18 protein-coding genes are annotated in these 22531 nt (G+C 66.8%); 6 read left to right on the top strand and 12 right to left on the bottom strand.

Going from position 1 to position 22531, the window contains the following annotated elements:
- Positions 1–2 precede the first annotated feature (2 nt).
- Entirely contained in the window at positions 3–1001 is a 999-nt protein-coding gene (locus MTE01_RS01705) for a glycosyltransferase (protein WP_141375382.1), read from the bottom strand.
- 156 nt (positions 1002–1157) lie between these two features.
- On the opposite strand from MTE01_RS01705, the gene MTE01_RS01700 reads away from it, so the two are divergent.
- A complete protein-coding gene (locus tag MTE01_RS01700; RefSeq protein ID WP_141375380.1) occupies positions 1158–2120 on the top strand; it encodes a glycosyltransferase family 2 protein in 963 nt (320 codons plus the stop codon).
- A 95-nt stretch (positions 2121–2215) separates the two neighbouring features.
- Here the strand turns inward: MTE01_RS01700 and MTE01_RS01695 are convergent, their stop codons facing one another.
- The 5 genes from MTE01_RS01695 to rfbA are packed head-to-tail and all read right to left on the bottom strand — an operon-like array spanning position 2216 to position 9135.
- The gene (locus MTE01_RS01695) at positions 2216–3424 is read right to left on the bottom strand and encodes an ABC transporter ATP-binding protein (protein WP_141375843.1); all 1209 of its coding nucleotides are present in this window, start codon (positions 3422–3424) and stop codon (positions 2216–2218) included.
- A 5-nt stretch (positions 3425–3429) separates the two neighbouring features.
- The gene (locus tag MTE01_RS01690; RefSeq protein ID WP_170210583.1) at positions 3430–4350 is read right to left on the bottom strand and encodes an ABC transporter permease; all 921 of its coding nucleotides are present in this window, start codon (positions 4348–4350) and stop codon (positions 3430–3432) included.
- 42 nt (positions 4351–4392) lie between these two features.
- A complete protein-coding gene (locus MTE01_RS01685; protein WP_141375378.1) occupies positions 4393–6324 on the bottom strand; it encodes a rhamnan synthesis F family protein in 1932 nt (643 codons plus the stop codon).
- Positions 6321–8276 carry a rhamnan synthesis F family protein gene (locus MTE01_RS01680; protein ID WP_141375376.1) on the bottom strand — a complete coding sequence of 652 codons (1956 nt, stop codon included), beginning with the start codon at positions 8274–8276 and terminating at the stop codon, positions 6321–6323. Before MTE01_RS01680 ends, MTE01_RS01685 begins: the two co-directional genes overlap by 4 nt.
- The gene (gene rfbA / locus MTE01_RS01675; RefSeq protein WP_141375373.1) at positions 8260–9135 is read right to left on the bottom strand and encodes a glucose-1-phosphate thymidylyltransferase RfbA; all 876 of its coding nucleotides are present in this window, start codon (positions 9133–9135) and stop codon (positions 8260–8262) included. Before rfbA ends, MTE01_RS01680 begins: the two co-directional genes overlap by 17 nt.
- Positions 9136–9219: 84 nt before the next feature.
- Here rfbA and rfbB point away from each other — a divergent pair, with 84 nt between their 5' ends.
- Genes rfbB through MTE01_RS01660 form a run of 3 tightly spaced genes read left to right on the top strand, consistent with a single transcriptional unit; the run spans position 9220 to position 12508 of the window.
- Positions 9220–10218 carry a dTDP-glucose 4,6-dehydratase gene (rfbB, locus tag MTE01_RS01670; RefSeq protein ID WP_141375371.1) on the top strand — a complete coding sequence of 333 codons (999 nt, stop codon included), beginning with the start codon at positions 9220–9222 and terminating at the stop codon, positions 10216–10218.
- A gap of 5 nt (positions 10219–10223) precedes the next feature.
- A complete protein-coding gene (locus tag MTE01_RS01665; protein ID WP_141375369.1) occupies positions 10224–11633 on the top strand; it encodes a sugar nucleotide-binding protein in 1410 nt (469 codons plus the stop codon).
- Positions 11630–12508: a glycosyltransferase family 2 protein gene (locus MTE01_RS01660; protein ID WP_141375367.1), complete on the top strand. Its 879-nt coding sequence runs from the start codon at positions 11630–11632 to the stop codon at positions 12506–12508. The genes MTE01_RS01665 and MTE01_RS01660 overlap by 4 nt, the downstream gene beginning before the upstream one ends.
- A gap of 23 nt (positions 12509–12531) precedes the next feature.
- On the opposite strand, the gene MTE01_RS01655 is transcribed toward MTE01_RS01660, so the two are convergent.
- Complete coding sequence (locus tag MTE01_RS01655; protein WP_141375365.1) at positions 12532–13773, bottom strand: hypothetical protein; 1242 nt, start codon at positions 13771–13773, stop codon at positions 12532–12534.
- 72 nt (positions 13774–13845) lie between these two features.
- Between MTE01_RS01655 and MTE01_RS01650 the strand changes: the two genes are divergently transcribed.
- Together MTE01_RS01650 and MTE01_RS01645 are read left to right on the top strand one after the other, a co-directional pair.
- Positions 13846–14544 (top strand): glycosyltransferase family 2 protein, encoded by a 699-nt coding sequence (locus MTE01_RS01650; protein WP_141375839.1) that lies wholly within the window; start codon positions 13846–13848, stop codon positions 14542–14544.
- A complete protein-coding gene (locus MTE01_RS01645) occupies positions 14541–14948 on the top strand; it encodes a DUF2304 domain-containing protein (RefSeq protein WP_141375363.1) in 408 nt (135 codons plus the stop codon). The genes MTE01_RS01650 and MTE01_RS01645 overlap by 4 nt, the downstream gene beginning before the upstream one ends.
- A 111-nt stretch (positions 14949–15059) precedes the next feature.
- Here MTE01_RS01645 and MTE01_RS01640 read toward each other — a convergent pair whose 3' ends face one another.
- The 5 genes from MTE01_RS01640 to MTE01_RS01620 form a co-directional block, all read right to left on the bottom strand.
- Positions 15060–16607 carry a DUF2142 domain-containing protein gene (locus MTE01_RS01640; RefSeq protein ID WP_141375361.1) on the bottom strand — a complete coding sequence of 516 codons (1548 nt, stop codon included), beginning with the start codon at positions 16605–16607 and terminating at the stop codon, positions 15060–15062.
- Positions 16604–18520, bottom strand: coding sequence for a hypothetical protein (locus MTE01_RS01635; RefSeq protein ID WP_141375359.1), 1917 nt, complete (start codon positions 18518–18520; stop codon positions 16604–16606). Before MTE01_RS01635 ends, MTE01_RS01640 begins: the two co-directional genes overlap by 4 nt.
- Before the next feature lie 191 nt (positions 18521–18711).
- Entirely contained in the window at positions 18712–19245 is a 534-nt protein-coding gene (locus tag MTE01_RS01630) for a hypothetical protein (RefSeq protein WP_141375357.1), read from the bottom strand.
- A 62-nt stretch (positions 19246–19307) separates the two neighbouring features.
- A complete protein-coding gene (locus MTE01_RS01625) occupies positions 19308–20237 on the bottom strand; it encodes a glycosyltransferase family A protein (RefSeq protein ID WP_141375355.1) in 930 nt (309 codons plus the stop codon).
- Positions 20238–20275: 38 nt separating this feature from the next.
- Complete coding sequence (locus tag MTE01_RS01620; RefSeq protein ID WP_141375353.1) at positions 20276–22531, bottom strand: glycosyltransferase family protein; 2256 nt, start codon at positions 22529–22531, stop codon at positions 20276–20278.

Raw genomic sequence — 22531 nt, 5'->3', positions numbered from 1 at the left:
TGCTACCCGCGGCGGTCACCACCGGTGAGCGTCCACAGAGCGCTACCGACGAGATACACGGCCGCGGAGCGCGCAGAGATCTCGCGACGGCGTGCGGCCCCGATCACCGTCTGGACAGTGCGCCCGCTACGCCGGTGTGAACCGAAGGCCGCGGCGAGCTGCTGAACGGGCGCGCGGACGACGCGTGTGCCGAGGGCATCGATCATGACCTCCGCCCACCCCGCATTGACGAGGTAGATCGAGCGCGCGACGGCCCGGGGTCCCGCTCCCTGCGTGTCGGTCCGGACGGCATCCCGACGACGGCGAAGCGTCTGGCGCCATCCCAGGCGCGCGGTGTCCGCTTCGCCGAGCACGTTCGCGGAGTGCTGCACGTAGTCCTGCACCACCGTGTCGACGACGGCGATTCCCCCCGTAGCGGCGGCGCAGACGGCGAGCCAGTGGTCGTGCACCTGCGCGGGTCCGGTGTAGCGAGGGAAAGGCAGCGCGGTGCGCAGCAGCGAGCCGCGGAAGACGCACAGAGCCCCGGAGAACTGGTTCTCGAGCACGAGGGCCGGTGCGGTCACCGCTCGTCGTTGGGTGGATGCCGAGACGACGACGCCCTCGGGGTAGGTCACGACGCGCGCTTGACCGCTGACCAACGCCGCCCGCTCGAGAGCGGGAACGAGAATCGCGAGCTTGTCGTGCCTCCACTCGTCGTCTTGATCGCTCAGCGCGACCCAGGGTGCGTCGGAGGGCACTTCCTCGAGACCACGTTCGAAGTTGGAGTAGAAGCCCACCCGCTCTTCGAAACCGACGACGCGGAACCTCTCGTCAGTTCCGACCGCGTCGACGACCTGTCCGCGAACCTCATCGACGCCGCCGTCAGCCACGATCACGCACTGGAACGCTGTCAGCGTCTGCGCCTGGATCGATCGGAGCTGGCGGGAGAAGAGTTCGGCGGGCGGCCGGTACGCCGCGAGAACGATGAAACCGGGGACGGAGGCGGGGTCTGTGGAGGTCATGGCGTCGGTGTCGAGGGGACCCGACCATGCTACCGACCGGGTTCCCCGACCGCGCGACGATAAACTGAACCCTCCGCCTCCGTCGGCTTCGCAATCGCCCACTGCACGATCTCGCTGACGGCCGGGCTCTCGCCCCCACTGGAAGGCAGGTCGCGAATGAACGCTGATCCCGAGGTCGATCTCGTCATCCCCGTCCACGGGGGTTGGGACTTCGTCCGTTCCTGCATCCGAGCGGCCCGTGCGCAAAGCGTCCCGGCCCGCGTCATCGTGGTCGACGATCTGTCCCCCGACGACACCGCCGATCGGATCGGCGACGAGTTCCCCGACGTCACGCTCATCCGCAACGAGGTCAACCTCGGGTTCGCCCGCACGTGCAACGTCGGGATGGCCGCGGGTCACGGCCGCCTCGTCATGCTGGTGAACAGCGATGTCGTCCTCGAACCCGATGCCGTCGCTGCAGCTCTCCGCGCCCTGCCCGACGACCCGGCATCCCGTGTCGGGAGCGCCGCGACCCTGCTTCTCGCTCCCGACGGCACCGTCGACTCCTACGGCATCGTGGCCGATGTGACGGGGGCGGGTTTCGTCCGTTTCCACGGCGCCGAGCTCTCGAGAGCCGATGCCGAGCGCCCACCCGTCCTCGGACCCTACGGTGCCGTAGCCGTCTATCGCCGCGCAGCCCTCGCGGAGGTGGGCCTATTCGACACGAACATCTTCATGTACGGCGAAGAACTCGATCTTGCCTTCCGTCTGCGGGCGGCCGGATGGTCGTGTGTCGCGATCCCCGAGCCCTCGGGAATGCATCTGGGCGGCGCGAGCGCAGGCAAGGAGTCCGTGCGGCAGCGCCGCCTTTCCGGGTTCGCGCGCGGCTACCTGCTGCGCAAGTACGGGGTGCTGCGCTCGCGGTGGGGCCTGCGTGCGCTCGTCGTCGAGGGGATCGTCACCGGCGCCCGCCTCGTGCTGCGTCGCGACGCCGTGTCGCTCGCCGGCCGGTGGGAGGGATGGCGCCGAGGCGCGCTGGCACCGCGGGTTGCCCTTCCCCTCGATGCTGTCGACCCCTCGATCGATCTCCGTCTGTCTTTGCGTATGCGCGGTGACGGGTACTGGGCCACTCGGGACTGAGGTGTTCGCGACGTGCGACCTGCGGACGGCTTCCTCGCGCACCGACCGCAGTCAGCCAGGGACCGGCGAAGCGAGACAGGTTCGGTGCGTCCAGCTCAGCGGAAGCGCACCTCTGCGGGAACTGAGCCGAGAGAGTCGGAGCGTCCGTGCACGGTGAACTCGGCCCCCTGCATGAGCGCGTGCGACGTCGACTCGCTGATGCCGTGGAGGTTGGCGTTGACCCAGTAGCTGCCCGGGTTGAAGTGCGCACTGTCGACGTCGATCTCGATCGTGACCGTCTCTCCCTCGCGCAGCGGGGGCACGGTCGCGCCCAGCATGCTCGTGTTCGAGGCGAGCGCCAACACACCCGAGGCAGTGTCGATGCTGAAGCCCAGAGCCCACTCGTCGAGCCGGCGCAGTCCGCGGACGGTCACTGCGACGCGGAACGACTCCCCCGTCTCGAGGTCGCCGACGCGTTTGCCATCGGCTCCGCGCACGTCGACGGAGACGATCTCGGCGGCACGCAGAACCTGCTCGGGACGTGCGGCGACCTTGCCCGAACCTTCCTCGAGGAGCTCCCGGAAGCGCTCGACCGCAGCGTCCGCGATTCCGTCGAACGCGACGCGTCCCTTGTCCATGAGGATGACCCGGTCGCAGAGTTCCTCAATCTGATCGAGCGCGTGCGACACGATGATGATCGTGCGGCCCTGACTTTGGAACTCCTTGATCTTGTTCAGACACTTCCGCTGGAACTGCTCGTCGCCGACGGCCAGGACCTCGTCGACGAGCAGGATGTCGGGGTCAGTGTGCACGGCGATCGCGAACGCGAGTCGTACGAACATCCCGGAGCTGTAGAACTTGACCTGTGTGTCGATGAAGTCGCCGACGCCCGAGAAATCGAGGATGTCGTCGAAGCTCGCCCGGGTCTCCTCGCGGCTGAGACCGAGTACCGAGGCGTTGAGGTAGACGTTCTCCCTGCCGGTGAGATCGGGATGGAATCCCGCACCGAGCTCGATGAGGGCTGCGACACGTCCCCTCTGCAGCACCTGACCCGAAGTGGGCTGGATGATGCCGCCGATGACCTTGAGGAGCGTGCTCTTTCCCGAGCCGTTATGCCCGATGAGCCCGATGGTGTTTCCCGCACGGATGTCGAGGCTGACGTCGCTCAGCGCCCAGAAATTCTGGCGGTGGCGGCGGCCCGCCCGACCGAGAGTGACGATGCGCTCCTTGATGGAGGTGTCTTTCCGCACGACGAAGCGCTTCGAGACGTCCGTCAGTCTGATGACTTCGGGGCGCGCGGGCGCGGGAGCGAGGTCGAAGGCCATAAGGGTCACAGTTCCTGGGCGAAGTTGCCCTGCAGGCGGACGAAGACGCGGTGACTCAACACCAGCAGCATCAGACCGATGAGAAGGGCGACGCCCATCCGCAGCACGAGGTGCGCAGGCTGGGCGAGCGTGTCACCCGCGACCCAGAAGGCGCGCTGGAAACCGAGCACCGCGAGCGTCAGAGGATTGTTCGTGTAGACCTCCAGCAGGACGGGGTTGCTGATGATCTGGCTCGCCATCTGCCAGGCATAGAGCACGGGTGACAGCCACATCAAGAGCATCGTCACCACTTCGACGAGGTACTGCACATCGCGAAGATAGACATTGACCGCAGAGAAGAACAGCGAGAATGCGACACCGTAGACGAGGATGATCGCCAGCGCTGGGATCGCGTACACGATCTCCCAGTGCAACGGTGGCTTCGCGGCGATTATTGTCGCGACGAGCAGGACGCCCAGTTGGATCGCGAAGTTGAAGATGGCCGATCCTGTCGCGGCAAGCGGGAAGATCTCTCGCGGCATGTAGACCTTCTTCACCACCCCGCCATTGGCGATGATCGAGCCCGTACCGCCGACAGCGATCTCCTGGAAGAGACTCATCGCGGTGAGGCCGGTGAAGATGAAGATGGCGAAATCGGGGATGCCCTTCGCCGCCCCGAGAAACTGTCCGAGCACGACGAAATAGATGCCGAGAAGGATGAGCGGTCGTACCAGCGCCCACACGAACCCCAGGGCGGAATCCTTGTAGCGCGCCTTGATGTCACGCTTGATGAGAAGGTCGAGCATCTCGCGGCGGGCGAAGATGTCGCGAAGAGTGGTCCATAGGGAGGCGAGCCCCAGGCCTGGAGTGACGCCGACGGAGCGCATCGGCATCTCTGCGAGACGTGCGAAGCGCGCGTTTTCCGCGGCGGGTGAAGGACTGGCCATGAGGTCCGATTCTACTGGTGCGTTCCTGCGCGACGTCTGGATTCAGCCACGCCGGATGCGACGGCGCGCGCGCCACAGCAGGCCGCGTGCGCGCTCGGTCCTCGCGAACACTCGCTCGACCTGGTCCGCCGCACTCGGGCGGTGCAAACGCACCCATATGTCGACGAAGTCGCGGAACCGTCCCCAGCCGACGTAGCCCGCGCTGCGGAGGAAGGTGATCTGATGCTGGGTGTCCTCCGGCATCGTTACTGACATCTGGTCGAGGTTGTAGTCGAACGCCGTGTAACTCTTCGCCAGGTAGTCGGTGGTCGCGATGGTCATCGAGTGGTACCCGAGCTCCCCCGCCGCGTACACCGGCATACGCTCGAGCACGTGCGCCAGGCTCCCGTCGATGTACGCCTCCGGACCGCCGAACTGGTCGTAAGTCCACTCCTGTGCCAAGAGAAGACGAAGGGCCTCCGGACGGGCGAAGAACATCGACCCGAACGGGGCGAGGGGCGATACCTCGTCCAGGGGGACGCGGATGCCCAGCTGCGCGCAGAGCTCTTCGACGCCGGGGCGGTTGGCCCACCATCCGTGACCCATCGTCGGGTGTCCGAGGTGCACCGTGGGCGGAAATGCGAGACCAAGCCCGGGCTGCTGTTGGAACAGCGCGACAACGTTCGCAGCTTCGTGGGGCCCGGCCAAGAGGTTCTCGAATTGATGCCGGCGGAAGTGGCGCCCTACATTGGCACCGTCCTGCGGTGTCTTCTTCGAGTGGATCTTGACGATCAGTTCATACCGCTCCGAGAGCAGAATGTCGCGACAGCCGATGAGGAACGCTGCTTGGTCGCGGCCGTTGTTCGAGGCGACGACGCGTACCTCCGTCAATCCCGGCAGCTCCCGGCGGGCGATGATCTCCTCGATGGCCCGGGCGCGCTCGGCATCCGGGGTTGTCACGATGAGATCGACGGGGCCGGGGAGGAACAGCGCACGATCGATGATCTCGTCCGTCATCTCGACGTAGAAGATGTGCGCCATGACCGCTGTCCGCAGCGGTCGCGACGGGTCGTAGCCGTCATCAGTCGCCGAGAGGACACGCAGCAGGGCGGCATCGGCATTCAGCACGCGTGGTTCGACGTTGCGCGCGAGATCGTCGAAGATCATCTTCACCGGATAGCCGTTTCGCTCGGCTGCCTCGAGGGTCCATTTCCCGATGACAGCGAGGCGGTCGAGGTACACAGGCCACTGGAAGAAGGGGCGACGCTTCAGCGTGGGACAGCCCGCATCGATGAGCTGCTCCGCATAGAGCACCGCGTGATTCTCGATCTTGTCCGTCAGCGTCGGGAAGGCGACCTCGCCCGAGAATCCGAGCTGGGTGAAGTGCTCGGTGAACACGCCCTCGTGCTTCGTGACGGCGTCGGAGTAGGTGGTCATGGCCGGCAGGTGACGCCAGTACGACTCCCACTCGGGCGACTCGAACATTCGACGGCGCACGGCCACCCAGTACGACTGCAGATGGTATGGAAGGTACTCCGCCTCCGAGGTGAAGGGGTGCGGCTCGACGCGGAGGTGATCCGTCATTCCCCAGAAGTGCAGGGGGTGGGCGTTCATGCGGTCGAAGATCGGGCCGAACGGCCGGATCGGACCGAACCACGTGTCGTTGACGAGCAGCAGCTCGTCGAACTGGGAGACGCGCTCCCCGACGGCATCCAGACCGTGCTTGTAGCCCCAGATGTCATAGCCCTCGTTGGGACGTTCCAGGACGAGATCTCCCACAGCCTCGAGGCGCTCGCGCCCCTGCGCGGTAAGCGGGCCGTTGGAGACGACGACGATCTCGTCGCAGAACGCTCGGAAGTGTTCCAGCGCGTAGACGACGAAATCGCCTACCTCGCCCCGACGGTCGAAGACGACGTAGATGAGCAGTCGCTTCCCGTTCTCGGGGAACATGTCGGCGGGACGCGTCCAATCGCCGATCAGTTCGGCTGTCTTCACGTGGCCACCTCCCTCTCTTCGTCGCGGCCCTCGGCACGAAGCCGTGAGGCCACGCGTCGCCCTGCAGACAGCATGCGGTGAGCGCGCAGAGCGACCCGGTACGCCGGCCGAAAGGCTTCGGCGACGCGCGGGTGGTTGGTGCGCACGTACATCCGCACGAGCGCCACCGTGCCGCCGTAGCCGGTGTAACCGGCTCGGTGCAGAAAGCCGATCTGCTCGACGGGCCACCCGCGTGTCGTAGAAAACATCTGGTCGACTTTGTATTCCAAGGCGGTGTAGCCGATTTCCGCGTGAGCGAAGTTCAGTACGGTCCGGCAGTAGTACCCGGCCTGCCCGATCGCAGCGCTCACCATCCGCTCCTGGAGGTGCGCGAGGTGGCCGTACCGGCGTTCCATTCGTCGGCCGTAATCGGAGAAGCTCCACCGGCGCTGCGTCAGCACGCGGAATGCGGCCGGGCGTCCGATCCACATCCCGCCATACGGCGCGAGAGGAGAAACCCTGTCCAGGGGAACCCGGATGCCGAGGGACTCGCTCAATCGAGCTGCCTGCCGTTCCAGCAACGCCCAGCCCCGACCCATCGTCGAGTAACCGACGTGGATCATCGGGGGGAAAACGACTCCGAGACGATCCTCCTTCTCGAAGAGGGCGAGGACGTTGCGAACGTACCCCGGACTGCTGAGAAGGTTATCGAACTGGTACCGACGGAAGTAGCGGAGCCGGTTCATCGTCTTCCAATGCGCCCGCCGCATGTGCAGCTTGATGACGACATCGAACCGGTCCGACTGGATCACGTCACGGCATCCGACGAAGAAATCGGCCATGTCGCGTCCGAGGCTGTGCGGGGTTACTCGAAGTTCGTAAGTGAAGGAGTTCGCGGACGCCCATGTCTCGAGCATGCGCTCGAGACGTGCCGCGGTGACCCCCTCAGTGGTCGTCACGAAGACGGAGGCATTCGGCGGAAGGAACTGCAACCGGCGTAGAAGTTCGTCGACCCCGTCCATGTCGCTGATGTGGACGACGGCAGCCACCGACAACGAGGAGCCCGCCCCCTCGTCGACAGCCACGTCCGAGAGCACCGAGAGCAACCCGAGGTTGGTGTTGAGAGCCTTTGGGGGAACACAGGACGACAGGCTCGAGTAAAGGACGTCGAGCGGGTATCCCCGGAGGCTCATCAGCCGCGCGATCTCCTGGCCGAGGATGGCGAATCGATCGAGGAAGGGCGGATAGCTGGTGAGCACAGCCCGGTCCACGAATGGGACCCCCATCTCGAGGAGATCCTCTGGAGCGAAGAGACCCGGATCGTGGGTATGGAGACGCTCCGTGTCATAGGCACGCTCGTGGACGAGGCCTGCTTCCGTGAGAAACGGCATGAGGTGTCGCTCGCGATCGCCCGCGTCGACAGGGAGTTTCCACCATTTGTTCCAGGTGTCGCTCTCGAAAACACGTCGGCGCAGGGCCGTGAAGAACCATGGGCGATCGACGACCGAGGGAAAGCCTTCGTTCGGGAACGCCTCGCGGGGAGGCGCAGGCGGGAGAAGATCCCACGCGTCGAGCGCGACGCCATCCATATGCGCCAGAAGGGGCGCCGGGTCGCCCACGGGCCCGAACCACGAGTCGCCGGTGAGGAGGATTTCGTCGACGTCGTGTCTACGGAGCACACGATCGACGCCTTCGCGGTACGACTCGGAGGAGAACTGCTCACCGTCGCTCTCGACGATCTCATCGACCAGGGGCTCGAGCGCGCCCCGCACCTCTTCGTCGAGGGGGCCTGGATGAACGAGGACGACAGTCGACGCCGCGGCACGAAGGAATCGCAGAGCGATCAGCGAGGTCTCTTCCACCCTTCCAGCCGCGCGCACAGCGAAGACGACCGCGCGATCCACCCGACGCTGGTCGCCGGAGACCACCTCGCCCGATCGGTCGGCCGCCGCGGGGTCAGCGGTCGCCGGCATTTTCGAGGGCGCTCAAGAGGTAGCGGCCGTACCCACTCTTCACCAGCGGCGCCGCGCGTTCGCGAAGCTCCTCGTCGGAGAGGAAACCCATCCGCCAGGCCACCTCCTCCGGGCAGCCGATCGAAAGACCCTGGCGCTTCTCGACGGTACGGATGAACTCCGTCGCCTCGCTGAGGGAGTCGAAGGTCCCGGTGTCGAGCCATGCGGTGCCTCTGGGCAGCAGCTCCACCCGAAGGCGCCCCTGCTCGAGATAGGTGCGGTTGACGTCCGTGATCTCCAGCTCGCCGCGCGGGGAGGGTTTGAGGTTGCGAGCGATCTCGATCACGTCGTTGTCGTAGAAGTAGAGCCCCGGAACGGCGTAGCTGCTCTTCGGGTGCTCGGGCTTCTCCTCGAGCGAGACGACCCGACCATCGGTGTCGAACTCGACCACACCGTAGGCCGTCGGGTCGGCCACGCGATATCCGAACACCACACCGCCGTCGAGCTCGGTGTACTGGCGCAAGCGCGTACCCATGCCCTGGCCGTAGAAGATGTTGTCGCCGAGGACGAGTGCCACCGACTCCGATCCGATGTGCTCCTCGCCCAGGATGAAAGCCTGCGCGAGACCGTCGGGCGATGGCTGCACTCGGTAGGTGAGGGAGATGCCGAAGCGAGAGCCGTCTCCGAGAAGCCGCTGGAACTGCTCCGAGTCCTGGGGGGTGGTGATGATGAGGATGTCTCGAATACCCGCGAGGATCAGGGTCGACAGCGGATAGTAGATCATCGGCTTGTCGTAGACGGGCACGAGCTGCTTGGAGATGCCCAAGGTGATGGGATGAAGTCGCGAGCCCGTGCCGCCCGCCAGAATGATTCCGCGCATGGGGTCAAGTTTCGCCTATGTTGCGCGACCGCCGCCAATCCGACCTCTCAGGGACACGGCGCCCACCCCGCTAACCTTGACCTCATGAGTCGTCTTCTCGTGACCGGTGGCGCCGGTTTCATCGGTTCCAACTTCGTGCACCACGTCATCGCGCACACCGACCACACGGTGACCGTGCTCGACAAGCTGACTTATGCCGGCAATCGCGCCTCGCTCGAGGGGCTGCCCTCCGATCGGGTCCACCTCGTCGTCGCCGACATCGCCGATGCGGCAGTCGTCGACCCGCTCGTGGCAGAAGCGGACGCCGTCGTGCACTACGCCGCCGAGTCGCACAACGACAACTCCCTGCACGACCCCCGCCCGTTCCTCGACACGAACATCATCGGCACCTATACGCTTCTCGAGGCCGCTCGCAAACACGACGTGCGCTTCCACCACATCTCCACCGACGAGGTCTATGGCGACCTCGAGCTCGATGACCCCGCACGCTTCACCGAGCAGACGCCGTACAACCCTTCATCGCCCTACTCGTCGACGAAGGCCGGATCCGATCTGCTCGTGCGGGCCTGGGTGCGCTCGTTCGGCGTGCGCGCCACCATCAGCAACTGCTCGAACAACTACGGGCCGTACCAGCATGTCGAGAAGTTCATCCCCCGGCAGATCACCAATGTGCTGCGCGGAATTCGCCCCAAGCTCTACGGAACCGGAGAGAACGTCCGCGACTGGATCCACGCCGACGATCACTCGTCCGCGGTCCTCACGATCCTCGACAAGGGTGAGATCGGCGAGACCTACCTCATCGGCGCGGACGGCGAGAAGGACAACAAGAGCGTCGTCGAGCTGATCCTGCAGATCACCGGTCAGCCGACGGACGCCTACGACCTCGTCACCGACCGCCCGGGACACGACATGCGGTACGCGATCGACTCGACGAAGCTCCGCACCGAACTCGGATGGACGCCGACCTACGGCGACTTCGAATCAGGGCTCGCCGCCACCATCGACTGGTACCGCGACAACGAGGCCTGGTGGGCACCCGCCAAGGACGGCGTGGAAGCGTTCTACGCAAGCAAGGGGCAGTGACCTCGATGTCGATCACCTTCGGCAAGGCTCTCGCCGTCCGCGAGACGCCCATCCCCGGTCTCATCGTCCTCGATCTGCCGGTACACGGAGATGCACGCGGGTGGTTCAAAGAGAACTGGCAGCGCGAGAAGATGACCGCAGCCGGCATTCACCTGCCCGACTTCGGCCCCGTGCAGAACAACATCTCGTTCAACGATGCAGTGGGCACCACTCGCGGCATCCACGCCGAGCCCTGGGACAAGTACGTCTCCGTGGCCACCGGTCGGATCTTCGGGGCATGGGTCGACCTCCGCGAGGGCGACACGTTCGGTGCCGTCTTCACGATTGAACTCGATCCGGCTACGGCGATCTTCGTTCCGCGCGGGGTCGGCAACTCCTACCAGACCCTCGAAGCCGACACCGCGTACACCTACCTCGTGAACGACCACTGGTCGCCTGACGCGACGTACACCTTCCTCAATCTCGCCGACGAGACGGCCGCCATCGAGTGGCCCATCCCACTCGCCGAGGTCGAGATCAGCGCGAAGGACAAGGCGCATCCCCGTCTCGCCGACGTGGTACCCATGCCGCGCAAGAAGATCCTCGTCACCGGAGCGAACGGGCAGCTGGGTCGCGCCCTGCGCGCGGAATTCGGCGAGCACCCCTGGATCGAGTACGCCACCCGCGGCGACCTCGACCTCACCTCATCCGATCTGGATGCCGCACGCCGCTGGCGCGACTATGACGTCGTCATCAACGCGGCCGCGTACACCAAGGTCGATGTCGCAGAGACCCCTGAAGGACGGGCGGACGCCTGGGCCGCCAACGTAACCGCGGTCGCGGGACTGGCCCGGGTCGCCCGTGAGAACGGGATCACCCTGGTGCACGTCTCCAGCGACTACGTCTTCGACGGCACGAAGGACGGCGCCTACTCGATCGACGACCCCGTGTCACCACTGGGCGTCTACGGTCAGACGAAGGCCGCGGGCGACGCGATCGTCGCGACCGTGCCCCGCCACTACATCCTTCGCACGAGCTGGGTGATCGGCGACGGGAACAATTTCGTGCGCACCATGGCCTCTCTTGCGGAGCGCGGCATCGAGCCGCGGGTCGTGGACGACCAGTTCGGACGCCTGTCCTTCACCAGTGACATCGCTGCGACCATCCGCCGTCTCCTCGAGGCGGAATCGCCCTCCGGGGTGTACAACGTGACGGGGCGAGGTGCACCGGTGAGCTGGTTCGACATCGCACGCGAGGTCTTCCGCCTTTCGGGGCACGACCCGGAGAGCGTATCCGGGGTCAGCACCGAGGCCTATTTCGCCGGCAGCAGTGCGCCGGTCGCACCGCGCCCGCGGAACAGTGTTCTCGAGGTGAGCGATGTCGCTGTCTCGGCGATGTCTCTGGAGAAGTACCTCGAGAGCTCCGCGACCTCGTGACCGTCGAGTTCATGATGCCGTTTTACGGCTCGTTCGCTCTTCTGCAGACCGCGGTCCGGTCCGTCCTCGCCCAAGACGACGACGACTGGATCCTGACGGTCCTCGACGACGCCTACCCGGACCCCGCGCCAGGGGAATGGGTTCAGTCGCTGGGTGACGATCGCATCCGCTACGAGCGCAACCCCGACAACCTGGGTGTCAGCGGAAACTTCCGGAAGTGCGCCGATCTTGCCCGTGAGCCGTTGGTCTGCATGATTGGCTGTGATGACGTCGCCCTCCCTGGCTACGTGCGGCGAATGAAGGCCCTTGCGGTTGCCCACCCTGAGGCGTCGTACCTGCAACCCGGGGTTGTGGTGATCTCCGACAACGGTCACGAGGTGCTTCCTCTCGCGGATCGCGTGAAGCGCTTCTACGCTCCCTCGCGGCGTCCGGCGGTGCTCACCGGGCCCGCCCTCGCGCGCTCGCTGTCCCGCGCGTGCTGGACGTACTTCCCGTCAATCTGCTGGCGCATCGAGACTCTTCGCTCTTTTCCCTTCGATGCGAGCCTGGACGTCGCCCTCGACCTGGACGTTCAACTACGCATCGCCGACGCGGGCGGTTCGCTGGTCGCGGACGACCTGGTCACGTTCCAGTACCGTCGCCACCGCGCGAGCGTGTCGTCGTGGAAAGCCGACGACGGCTCACGGTTCGCGGAAGAGCGCTCGGTCTTGGAGAGCGCCGCCGCCCGCGCGGAGGCACGGGGGTGGACGGGGGCAAGGAAAGCGGCGACGTTCCGGGTCTCGAGCAGGCTGAGCGCGATCACCCGTCTTCCCGCAGCGGTGCGAGCCCGGCACGGCCGCGGGATCGCCGCGCTCCTGCGGCACGCTCTGCGCTGATCGCCGCCTAGTCTCGAGGTCGATCAGACCCGTGATGACGAGCGGGCCCGCCAGATGGCTGTGACGTGGACGAGCAAACCGAGTGCGGGACCGAACGACAACGCGACCACCGAACGTGTGATCGTGTCTCCAGGACTGACAAACAGCAGGACCACCGCCGCGAGGGCCGCGAATACCCAGCCCCCCAGGTAAGCGGTGTGACGACGCAGCGCGATCGTCGCCGCCCCCGTCACGGAGAGGCCCGCGGTGAGTCCCGAGCTCGCCACCAGGAAGGCCAACGGAAGACCGGAGAGTCGATAACCGTCTCCGAAGAGCCCCCCGATCACCGTCGGACCCAGGATCCCGCAGACGATCGCCACCAACAGGGCGACGGCCACGGCGCCACCGGTCATGAGCAAGGTCGAACGCGCGACATGTGTCAGACGGTCGCGGAAGAAAACCACCAGCAGGGACTGGAAGGCCAGCGCTGGAATCACGATCGGCGCGCGTGTCAGCGTCAGGTTGAAGAGCAGGGCCCCCGTTTGCGTAGCGGAGATGTCCCGCGCTGCGGCACCGATGAACAGCGGCAGGGCGCTCACGAGCACAGCGGTGGCCGCCGCCCCGACGATGGCGCGGGAAATGTTGCCCACCAGATGCCTCGTCGTCGCGACATCGACGGTGACCCCCTGTCGGAGGCGCGGAATGACGAGGAGGAGGGCGCTGACGAACGTCACCGGAATCGGCGCGACGATCGCCGTCGGCAGCCATTCGGCATGTCCCGCAACAAGGCTCCCTCCGACCATGAGAAACCGTAAGGCGGGATCGAGAGAGATCACCAGCGCCACACGACGCCAATCGTGGAGCCCGTAGAGCACCCCTGCGATTCCGGCGACCGCCCCGGAGAAGAGGACGGCGACCGAGAGGAGCGCGAGGGACGCGCCGCCGTCGTCCGCGAACACCACTCCAGCCCACAACGCTCCGCTCGCGACGACGAGTGCGGCCGCCGTCACGGCGACCGCCAGGACGCCGATGAGAAGTCGACGCCCCGCTTCGCCTCCCTGCGCCCCGGGGCGGGCGGCCCTGGTCACCTCCTGCTGCACGCCACTCATCGATCCGACCGCGAGGAACACAGCGGCCCAGAACACGCTGAAGTGCGCGTAAGCGCTCGCCTCCAGGCCGGCGCCAGCGACGGTCTGGATCGCATAGCCGAACAGTCCCGCCACGCCCGTCGACGCAACGACCAGGGTCGAACCACTGAGACGTGTCGGCAGGCGAGGAGTTTTCACCGACACAACTCTAATTGGTGGGATTGGTAGGGTTGTGGGGTGACGGATCGTTCGAATCGGGCTCTTATCGTGATGCCCGCCTTCAACGAAGCCGAAAGCGTGGCTGCTGTCGTCGCGGAGGTTCTCGCCGAGACGAGCGACTTCGCCGATTGTCTTGTCATCGATGACGGTTCGCGCGACGAGACAAGTGAGAAGGCCCGCCTCGCAGGTGCGATGGTCGCGCGTCTCCCCCACAATCTCGGAGTCGGCGGTGCACTGCGCACGGGATTTGTCTACGCCCGGGACCAGGGCTACGGAGCCGTCGTTCAAGTGGACGCCGACGGACAACACGATCCCCGTTACGTTCCGCAGTTGCTGGCTGCGCTCGCCGACAGCGATCTGGTCATCGGGGCTCGCTTCGCCGGGGACGGCGAATATGAGGTTGCCGGGCCCCGCAAATGGGCCATGCAGTTTCTCGCCACGACCATCCGCGCTATGACGGGTGTCCGCCTCACGGATACGACGTCGGGATTCAAGGCCGCGGGCCCACGTGCGATCCGGCTGTTCGCGGACAACATGCCGGCTGAGTATCTCGGTGACACCGTCGAAGCGCTGGTCATCGCCGCGAGAGCTGGATGCCGCATCTCGCAGCTTCCCGTCGCGATGAGGACCCGACTCGGAGGACAGCCGTCCTCGGGACCGCTGCGCTCGACCAAATACCTCGCTCGCGCCGTGATGGCCATTACGATCGCCGCCATTCGCCCCGTCGAGAAACAGGGGGCGACCCCATGAGCATCGCGTCTTACATCCTGGGCATCGCGGTGGCGTCCGGCACGCTTCTGGCCGTCATCGACATGCTTCGTCGAGGGCGTCTGCGCGAACGGCACGCAGTGTGGTGGCTCGTCGGCGCGACGCTCGGACTGGTCGTCGGCATCTTCCCCGCGTTGCTCGAGGGGGCGGCTCATCTACTCGGCATAGACGTCCCGACCAACCTCGTTTTCTTCGTCTCGATCGCCGTTCTCTTCCTCGTCAGCATCCAGCACAGCACCGAGCTCACTCGGGCGGAGGAGCGCAACCGCCGGCTCGCCGAGACGGTCGCGATCATGGACATGCGCCTCACCACCCTGGAGCGACGCGACCCCCCGGGCTCGGCACAGCCGGGCTCGCATGTATCGCCACTCGGCCCCGAGGCCTAGCCGGTTCCCCGAGAGGCTGAAGAGCGTGGGGACCGTCGAGACGCATAGCGCGAGATGTTCCGATGGCATGCCGGATGAGATGTTCGGCAGTATCAGCGCGTGCGGATCCGCTCAGGTGCGGTAGGTCGACACCCCGTGAGACGCGTCCTCCGCGGCGGCGAGAGTTCTGGCATCGTTCGCCCCGCCGACCTCGGCGCGGCGATTACGGAGTGCGAGGAGAGCAAGCAATCCCGCAAGCGCGAGGGATCCGACCACCCAGACGGCGAACGGCGACGGCGCTCCGACCCACCACCATTCCGCGTCTCGACCCGGGTCGAGCGCAGCGTCGTCGACGCCCGTCGTGTATCGGCGGAGGTTGACGTGGAGCGACACGCACATGACGAAGACGACGACGATGGAGAGAATCCACTGACGCGGCCCCCGCCATTCTCCGGCTGCTGAGCTCGTCGCCGCGGTCAGGCCGAAGAAGATGATGAGCAAGGGGAGGAGGTAGCGCGGCTGGACCTGCGTTCCGACCAGAGCATGGGTCTGGGCGAGCAGATAGAGCGGCATCACGCACAGCGCGACAGCCACGAGGATCAGTGCGGTCGCCCGCCGCCAATGCACGCGCCTCAGCCCGATGGTCGTCACCGCTCCCATGACGGCGATGACCGCGACCCAAACGCTGGCGGGCAGGTTGGTGTCGAGCCACCCAAGGCCCCAGCCGGGGTTGACGCCGCTGAAGAGCGAGGGCAGCTGAAGGACGTTCTCGACGAGCTGCCGTGTCGTCAGCGGCGGGGTCGCGGACACGAGACCGTCGGACAGGGCGTCCCCCTGCTGAGCTGTCCGATACAGAAGGAGCGCGATGATCGCTGAGAGCCCCATCGCTGCCAGAGGTATGACCGAGGGCCGCAGGGCTCGGAAGCCCATGACGATCCCCACCCCCATTCCGGCGACGGCGAAAAGAGCCGCGTCGGCTCGGGCACCGGCACCTATCGCGGTGGCCACGATGATCAGAACGCTCAAGCCGATACGCCGCGCACCCTCGGACCGGAGGGCAGCCCACGCAGCGAACCAGATCACCGGCGCCACGGCTATCGCCCAAGAGGACGGGTTCGTGGACGCGATCAGGAACGTGCCCAGCGGCACGCACGTCGCGACTACGGACACGATGAGCGCGGGACGGTCCGAGCGCCGGACGAGGAAGAAAGCGACGCTCCACAGGACGCACGCCAGGGCGGCGTTGAACAGACGCATGACGAGCACGGAGGTCTGGACGTCCGTCGTTGCGAACGTCCCCATCACCGCGTAGAAGACAGGCGGGTACGCGCCCTTCACGTCCACGCGGTCGGTCGAGGTGAGGCCGGATTCGGATGCATCGAAGCACGCAGCGCTCTCATCGGGACGGAACGTATAGCAACGCGCATCGGTGAACTGTCGCGGTACCGCCCGCTCGGCATCCGACGCACCGGGTTCGCACAGCCCCGGGCGCTCCCCGAGTCCGCACCAGATGGATGCCAGATGGTAGTCGTCATCGGGGCTGGAACCGATGGGCGAGGAGAAGCCCCACGCCGCCAGGGCCAGGAAGGTGAGGGCGATCGAAAGCGCGCCGATCCAGCTGCGGGAGAACAGATCCCGCGCCCGGTGCTTCGCTCCTCCGAGTTCGAGGTCGGAGCTCATGGAGTAACGGTGACCTCTCGGCAGCTGAGCAGAGTGTTGTCTCCCACCCCGTCGTTGATCGCGTAGACACACACCTGGTTCTGTCCCACCGGCGCGGGAAGAGTCGCGTCAAACCCGTGCGAGGCACCCTTCCCGAAGGCGGCTGCCACGTCCGGACGCGTGAGGTCGGCCGTCTGAGCAACGCCGTTCCGCCCGATGTACACGTGTACGCGAATGGGTTGGTCGGTGTCGGGATCGAGCGCCCACCCACCCACGTGGACCGAACCGCTCCGGCCCTCGATCACCTCGACGTTGCCGAAGGGCGGTGCGCTCCGAGGCGGCGGTGTGACCGTGACGGACTTGCATCCGAGAAGGAGGTTTGCGCCGGGCTTCGTGTTGAGAGCGTAAGCGCAAACATTTGAGGTGCCGTACGGCAGATCGACATTCTCCGAGAAACCGTGGTTTGGTCCGTAACTGGGCCACGCTCGTCCGACATCTGCTCGAGCGAGATCCGCGGTGTAGGCCTTGCCGACGGAGCCGACATAGATGTGGACCGGGATCGGCAGGTGGGTGTCCGGATCGAGCGCCCATCCCGCGACGTTAGCCGTCGTGCCGGTGACGGCGACCTGTTCCAGAACGCCGATCGGCGTGCGTCCACGCTCAGGCAACGGTGCGACGGTGACACTCTTGCATCCCATCGCCACGTTCGCGCCGGCTCCGACGTTCAGGGCATAGGTGCAGGCTTGATAAGTGCCGGGGGTCGCACCGAAGGTCCGATCGAAGCCGTGGGCCGTACCCAGGCTCTGCAACGGTCCAGCCAGATCCGGACGGTTCGCATCCGCGGTCAGCGCGTTTCCCAGGTCACCGATGTAGGCGTGAACCGTGATGGGCGACGCGGTGTCGGGATCAGCGGCCCACCCGGTGAAACGCACCCCACCTTCGACCGCGGTCGCGGTATCGAACGAGCCGACCGGCGTACCCGAGACTGGCGCGAGCTGCTGACAGCCGAGAAGGGTATTACTTCCGTTCCCCACCCCAGCCGCGTTGATCGCATACGCGCACACGTTGACGCTCTGCCCCGGAGGGGACGGAACGGTCAAATCGAACCCGTGATTCGGGCCGGCGTCCGGGTACACGCCCGCGACATCGGGGCGCGAGATATTGGCGGTCGTGGGCGTTCCGCTCGCACCGGCATATACGTGAACGTCGATCGGGTTGGACGTGTCCGGGTCGATAGCCCAGCCCGCGACACGGAAACCGCCGACCACGGGCTGAATGGCCTCGATGTTGCCGAACGGGTTGCCCTGCACACGCGTGGACCCGAACCAATCCGTGAACGTCCGCCAGAAGTTGCGGTTCCCATACGCGGAGCAACCGTCACCCGTGCCGTAGAGGTTGTTGAGCGCCGCCTGGTTCGGCACGTACGGGGTGTAGATGTAGAGCCCGGCCGTGGCCTGGTTCTCGATGTAGACGCGCTGGGTCCCGCAACCGCCGTTGGGGTTGTAAAGGATGTTGTTCCAGCGCCCCGCCTGATAGCCCCACCACGTGGGGTTCAGCCGGTAGACCTCGAACTGTCGAGCCCCATAGTAAACCTGGTAGAAGAAGCCCTGCGTCGAGGCGTCGCACGGCGCCGTGTCCGGGCAGCCCTGCCCCGTCGCCGCGGAGTAGTTCCATGCCGAGGGAGCGGTCGAGGTGACCAGGCCCTGTTCCTTCTGGAGGAGCACCAACAGCGACTTCTGGCTGATGCCGCAGGAGCGGGCGACCTTGTCGATGATCGTCGCGGCGCTTTCGTTGGCCGCGCCGGAGTAGCCGTTGCAGTACTTGTCCGCCGGCCTGTTGTCGGTATTCTGCCGGTAGTCCTTGAGACAGGTGTAGCCCGACTGGCAGTTGCGCACCTTGTCGTTCAGGAACCCCTGGATCTCGCCGCCGCTCATCGCGTTACCGTCGTAGAAGACGGCGTCGTCGATGATGTTGCCCGCGTTCCAATCGGAGGCGTTCGCCGCAGAGGCTGCGGGAGCAGGAGCGACGGTCGCCGGGAGGGCGATCGGCGCCGCGACCAGCAGCGCGAGACCGCATGCCCACGCCGCGACGACCGCGGCGATGCCTCGTCGTCGGGTGCGACCGATCACGAGGTCGGCTCGACCGTCGTCACCGCGGACTTCGCCGACGTGGTGCTCGACGCGTACGAGACCTGGAACGCGGGTTCGCCAGACCCGCCCGCAACCGCGATGGACATCAGACCGCAGTACGTGACGTCTTTGCCTTCGTTCGCCGCGGTCTGCACGCTCGCGCCCGTGGACGTGAGGGTCAGGGTGCAGGTGCCACCCGACTCCGACACCCCCGGCACCATGGCCGACACCTGTAGAGATCCGTCACGGACCTCGGACGTGATGATGAGGATCTCGCCGTTATAGGGCGTCGCGGTCGCTTGCGCATTGCTCGACGCGGAGGGGGAAGGTGTCTCGCTCGGCTGCGGCGACGAAGAGGGGGTGGTCGTCGGGGATGCCGTAGCATCCGACGCGGTGGGCGACGGGGTCGTGGACTCGGGGGTCGTCGCGCAGGCGGAGAACGCGAGGACCCCGGCGACGAGGAGGACGGGCAGCAGGCCGCGCATGCGCCGGAGGGGAGACGGGACGGTTGCGTCGGTGGCGTGCTTCACGCAAACATTATGCGTGGGATACCCTTCCTGCGCACCCACCCACGCCGCGCGACATCAGGTCGTCATCGCCGGCGGAGTCCTCGGCGCAGTCGCCGCAATCGTGACCAGAACGGCTGATGTGCGTCGAGTTCGCTCCGCAGATCGTCGCGAAGTCGGGCCGCAGTCTCTTCGAGACGCGCGTCGATGTGCGAGGTCAACTTCTCGTGCAGGGCGGCCATGTACAGCGGAAGGCCCTCTCCTTCGCGGCCCACCCACTCCGCGAGCGCGCGGTCGCGAACGCGTGCGTCATCGACGGCGTGTTCCTCGGTGAGCGCGAACATGCTGTTGGCGTCGAGGCCCGTGGCATCCGGTCTCTGCGTCCAGAAGGCCAGCGCCTCGCCGGGGAGGAAACCGATCTCGCCGGCGCGGAGGATGCGGAGGTACAGGTCCCAGTCCTCGACCGCGTCGAGGGATTCGTCGTACCAGCCGACCTCGTCGTGGATCGAGCGGCGGTACAGCACCGAGATCGGGACCGCCCGGTTGACGCTCATCATCTCGCCGAGCGAGATGCGCTGCATCCCCGCCCAGAAGGGGGCCCGGCCGACCTCGGTCCAGGTGCCGCCGCGCCGCTCCTCGTAGACGATCTCGGTCGGAACGGCGACGGCGGGGGCTCCGGGATGACCTTCGAGCCACGCCGAGGTGCGCGAAAGGAATTCCGGATGCCAGCGGTCGTCGTCGTCGTGGAGCACGACGAGATCCGTCCCGGCGTCGCGCACGCCGGCGTTCGCGGCGATGCACCGGCCGCCCTCACCCTCCGCGATGTGGCGGACCTGCACGGCGTCTCGTACGTCGGAGGCAGCGACTATTGCTTCGACCTCGTCGGGGACTCCCCCGTCGTTCACGACCACGACGCGGTAGTCGCGGAACGTCTGCGCCGAGATGTCCGCAAGGGCCCGCCGAAGAAAGTCGGGGCGCCTGCGAGTGCGGACGACGATTCCCACGCGAGAAGGCATGGGTCCGAGCATAGGGGTGCGGCCGAGTCCCGCCCGTGTCAGCGGCCGCGAGCGGCGATCTCGCGCGCCGCTCGGTCGAGAACGACGGCTCGTGCATCGAAGGAATGCTCTTCACGCACGCGCGCGGCGATCCTCCGAAGCCGATCGGCGTCGGGGAAGAGATCGTCGGCCGGGCCCGAGAGCATCTCGACGAGGTGCGCGGTGTCGCGATACGTGACGACCGCTCCCTCGAAGAGGTCCTCGAGACCCTCGACGGGCTCGGACACGAGGCGCCCCTCCACCGCGACGACGTCGAACGGACGCAGGGTCATGAACCCCTCCCGCTGCATGTCGGGCCACTGGTCGTTCAGGACGATGGATGCCGTTTCGTAGCGCTCCGCGAGACGCTCGTGAGGAATGGACTTGGCAGCGATCGACGAAGCGGGCACGAAATGCGCCCAGTCGGGCCCGTAGACGCGCACGGGGATCCCTGCCTTCACGGGCTCGACCACGCTCGGGCGGGCCGCCCCGCGAGTCTTGCCGACGAAAACGATGTCCTCGTCGCGCGGCAGCCCGCGGGGGTGGAAGACGTCGGTGTCGGTGCACGGCAGCAGCGTCTCGATCTCGAGGCCCCATCGACGCCCCGCCCGCTCAGCCCAGCCGTGCGACGCGGCGAAGACGCGGTCGAATCCCGCCACTTCATCGCGGGTGAGGGAGTCGGGGTGGCTGATGATCCATTCGAGGTTCACGCCCGTCGACGTCGCCTCGAACGCGTACGGGCCGCGGATCGCGACCGAGACGTCGTCGACCACGGTCGTCGAACGCGCCCGCGCGTCGTAGGCGTCGACGACGACGGTGTGGCCGAGTCGGCGCAGCGCGTTGGCAAGACCCCGTGCGAAGTGGGCATCGCCCCAGACCGCGCCCTGCTTGCCGGCCGGAGCACACATCTTGACCGCCCAACGACGCGCGTCGGGGTGGGGCCTGATCCAGCTGAGGACCGGCTCGACGCGGCCTTGCCCCGCCTCGACCCAGCGCTCGACGCGGAACCCTGCTTCCTCGAGCACGGCCTCCGCTCGCGAGCGATCGCGCTCGTCGGCTCCGCGCGCGGGGCGATGCGCGGCCCGCTTCGGGGCGAAGGCGAACGCGGGTTCGTCCAGCACCGGAGACACCCGCGGCAGCGCGCGAAGGGGTAGTTCGTCCCGCACCGTCCGCGACATCGCCGAGAGGGCGTCGGGTTCTGCGTCATCGACGTCGTCGAGAGCGCGCCGCAGCACCGCAGAGGGCATCGCGAATGTGCGGCCGGAGAGAAGAGGGACGTCGACCGATTCGGGCAGTCCCGTCAGATCGTCGCCCGGCAGGCCGGACAACAGGGCGTACGGTCTCGCACCGCCGACGTCGGCGGCCCCGACCGCGTCGATCGTGCCATCGGCCGCGCGGTGGGCCGCGCACACGGCCGCTCCCGCGGACGCCTGCGAGATCAGCGCGTCGAGCTGCGAGTCGTCGAACTCCGCGCGGGGATCGAGAACGACAACGGTGGATGCCGATAGGCCCCGAACCGCCGCCGCGAGGACCGACCGCCAGCTCGTTCCCCGACGGTGACCGCTCACGCGCACCCCGGGCACGAGATCGGCGAGCAGAGCCGTCGACACCCACTGACTGGCATCCACGTCGACGAGAGGGACGAGGACGTCGCACTCGTCGGCGCGACGCGCGACCTGGACGAGCTTGCGCACGTAGCGACGATCGTGCGCCTGGACGATGCGGACGAGAGCGGTGTCGCGGGGCGGGGCGGTCTGACGTGTTCGCGCTACTCGACGCCACTGGCGCGCGGCCGAAATCGCACGGCGACGCACCTCGGCGACGGTCAGAGTCCACTCGTGACCGGCAGCACTCACCTGCAGCTGCTCCTTCGGCTTCGCCCACGCCGCCTCGAGCCCCGGCCCACCGCGCTCTGCCCCGTAGGTGACGGCATCCCACCACGGGTGGATCGAGATGGTCTCGCGCTCGTTCACCAGGTACGCGTACAGGGCGGGAACGCGCGTGACTTCGGGCAGCTCCCACCCGGCGACGACGTCGTCGAACAGCGGGTTCAGGCTCATGCCGCGGCGGAATCCCCGCGAGACGTAGTGGGCGATGGCGAGGGATGCCGGCACCCGGCCCAGCCCCAGCTGCGCGGCGTAGTACTCGGTGTCGACGAGAGACGAGGCCGAGATGACGCGGTACCACCACAGGCGGTCGGCGGCGCGCACGATCGCACCTGCCCCTCGGGCTTCGCGGAGGCGCCGGATCAGACCTCGAAGGCGCGAACGCTGCAT

It is taken from the genome of Microbacterium testaceum (genome assembly GCF_006539145.1).
Lineage (GTDB): Bacteria > Actinomycetota > Actinomycetes > Actinomycetales > Microbacteriaceae > Microbacterium > Microbacterium testaceum.
This window is presented reverse-complemented; position numbering and strand designations above follow the sequence as displayed.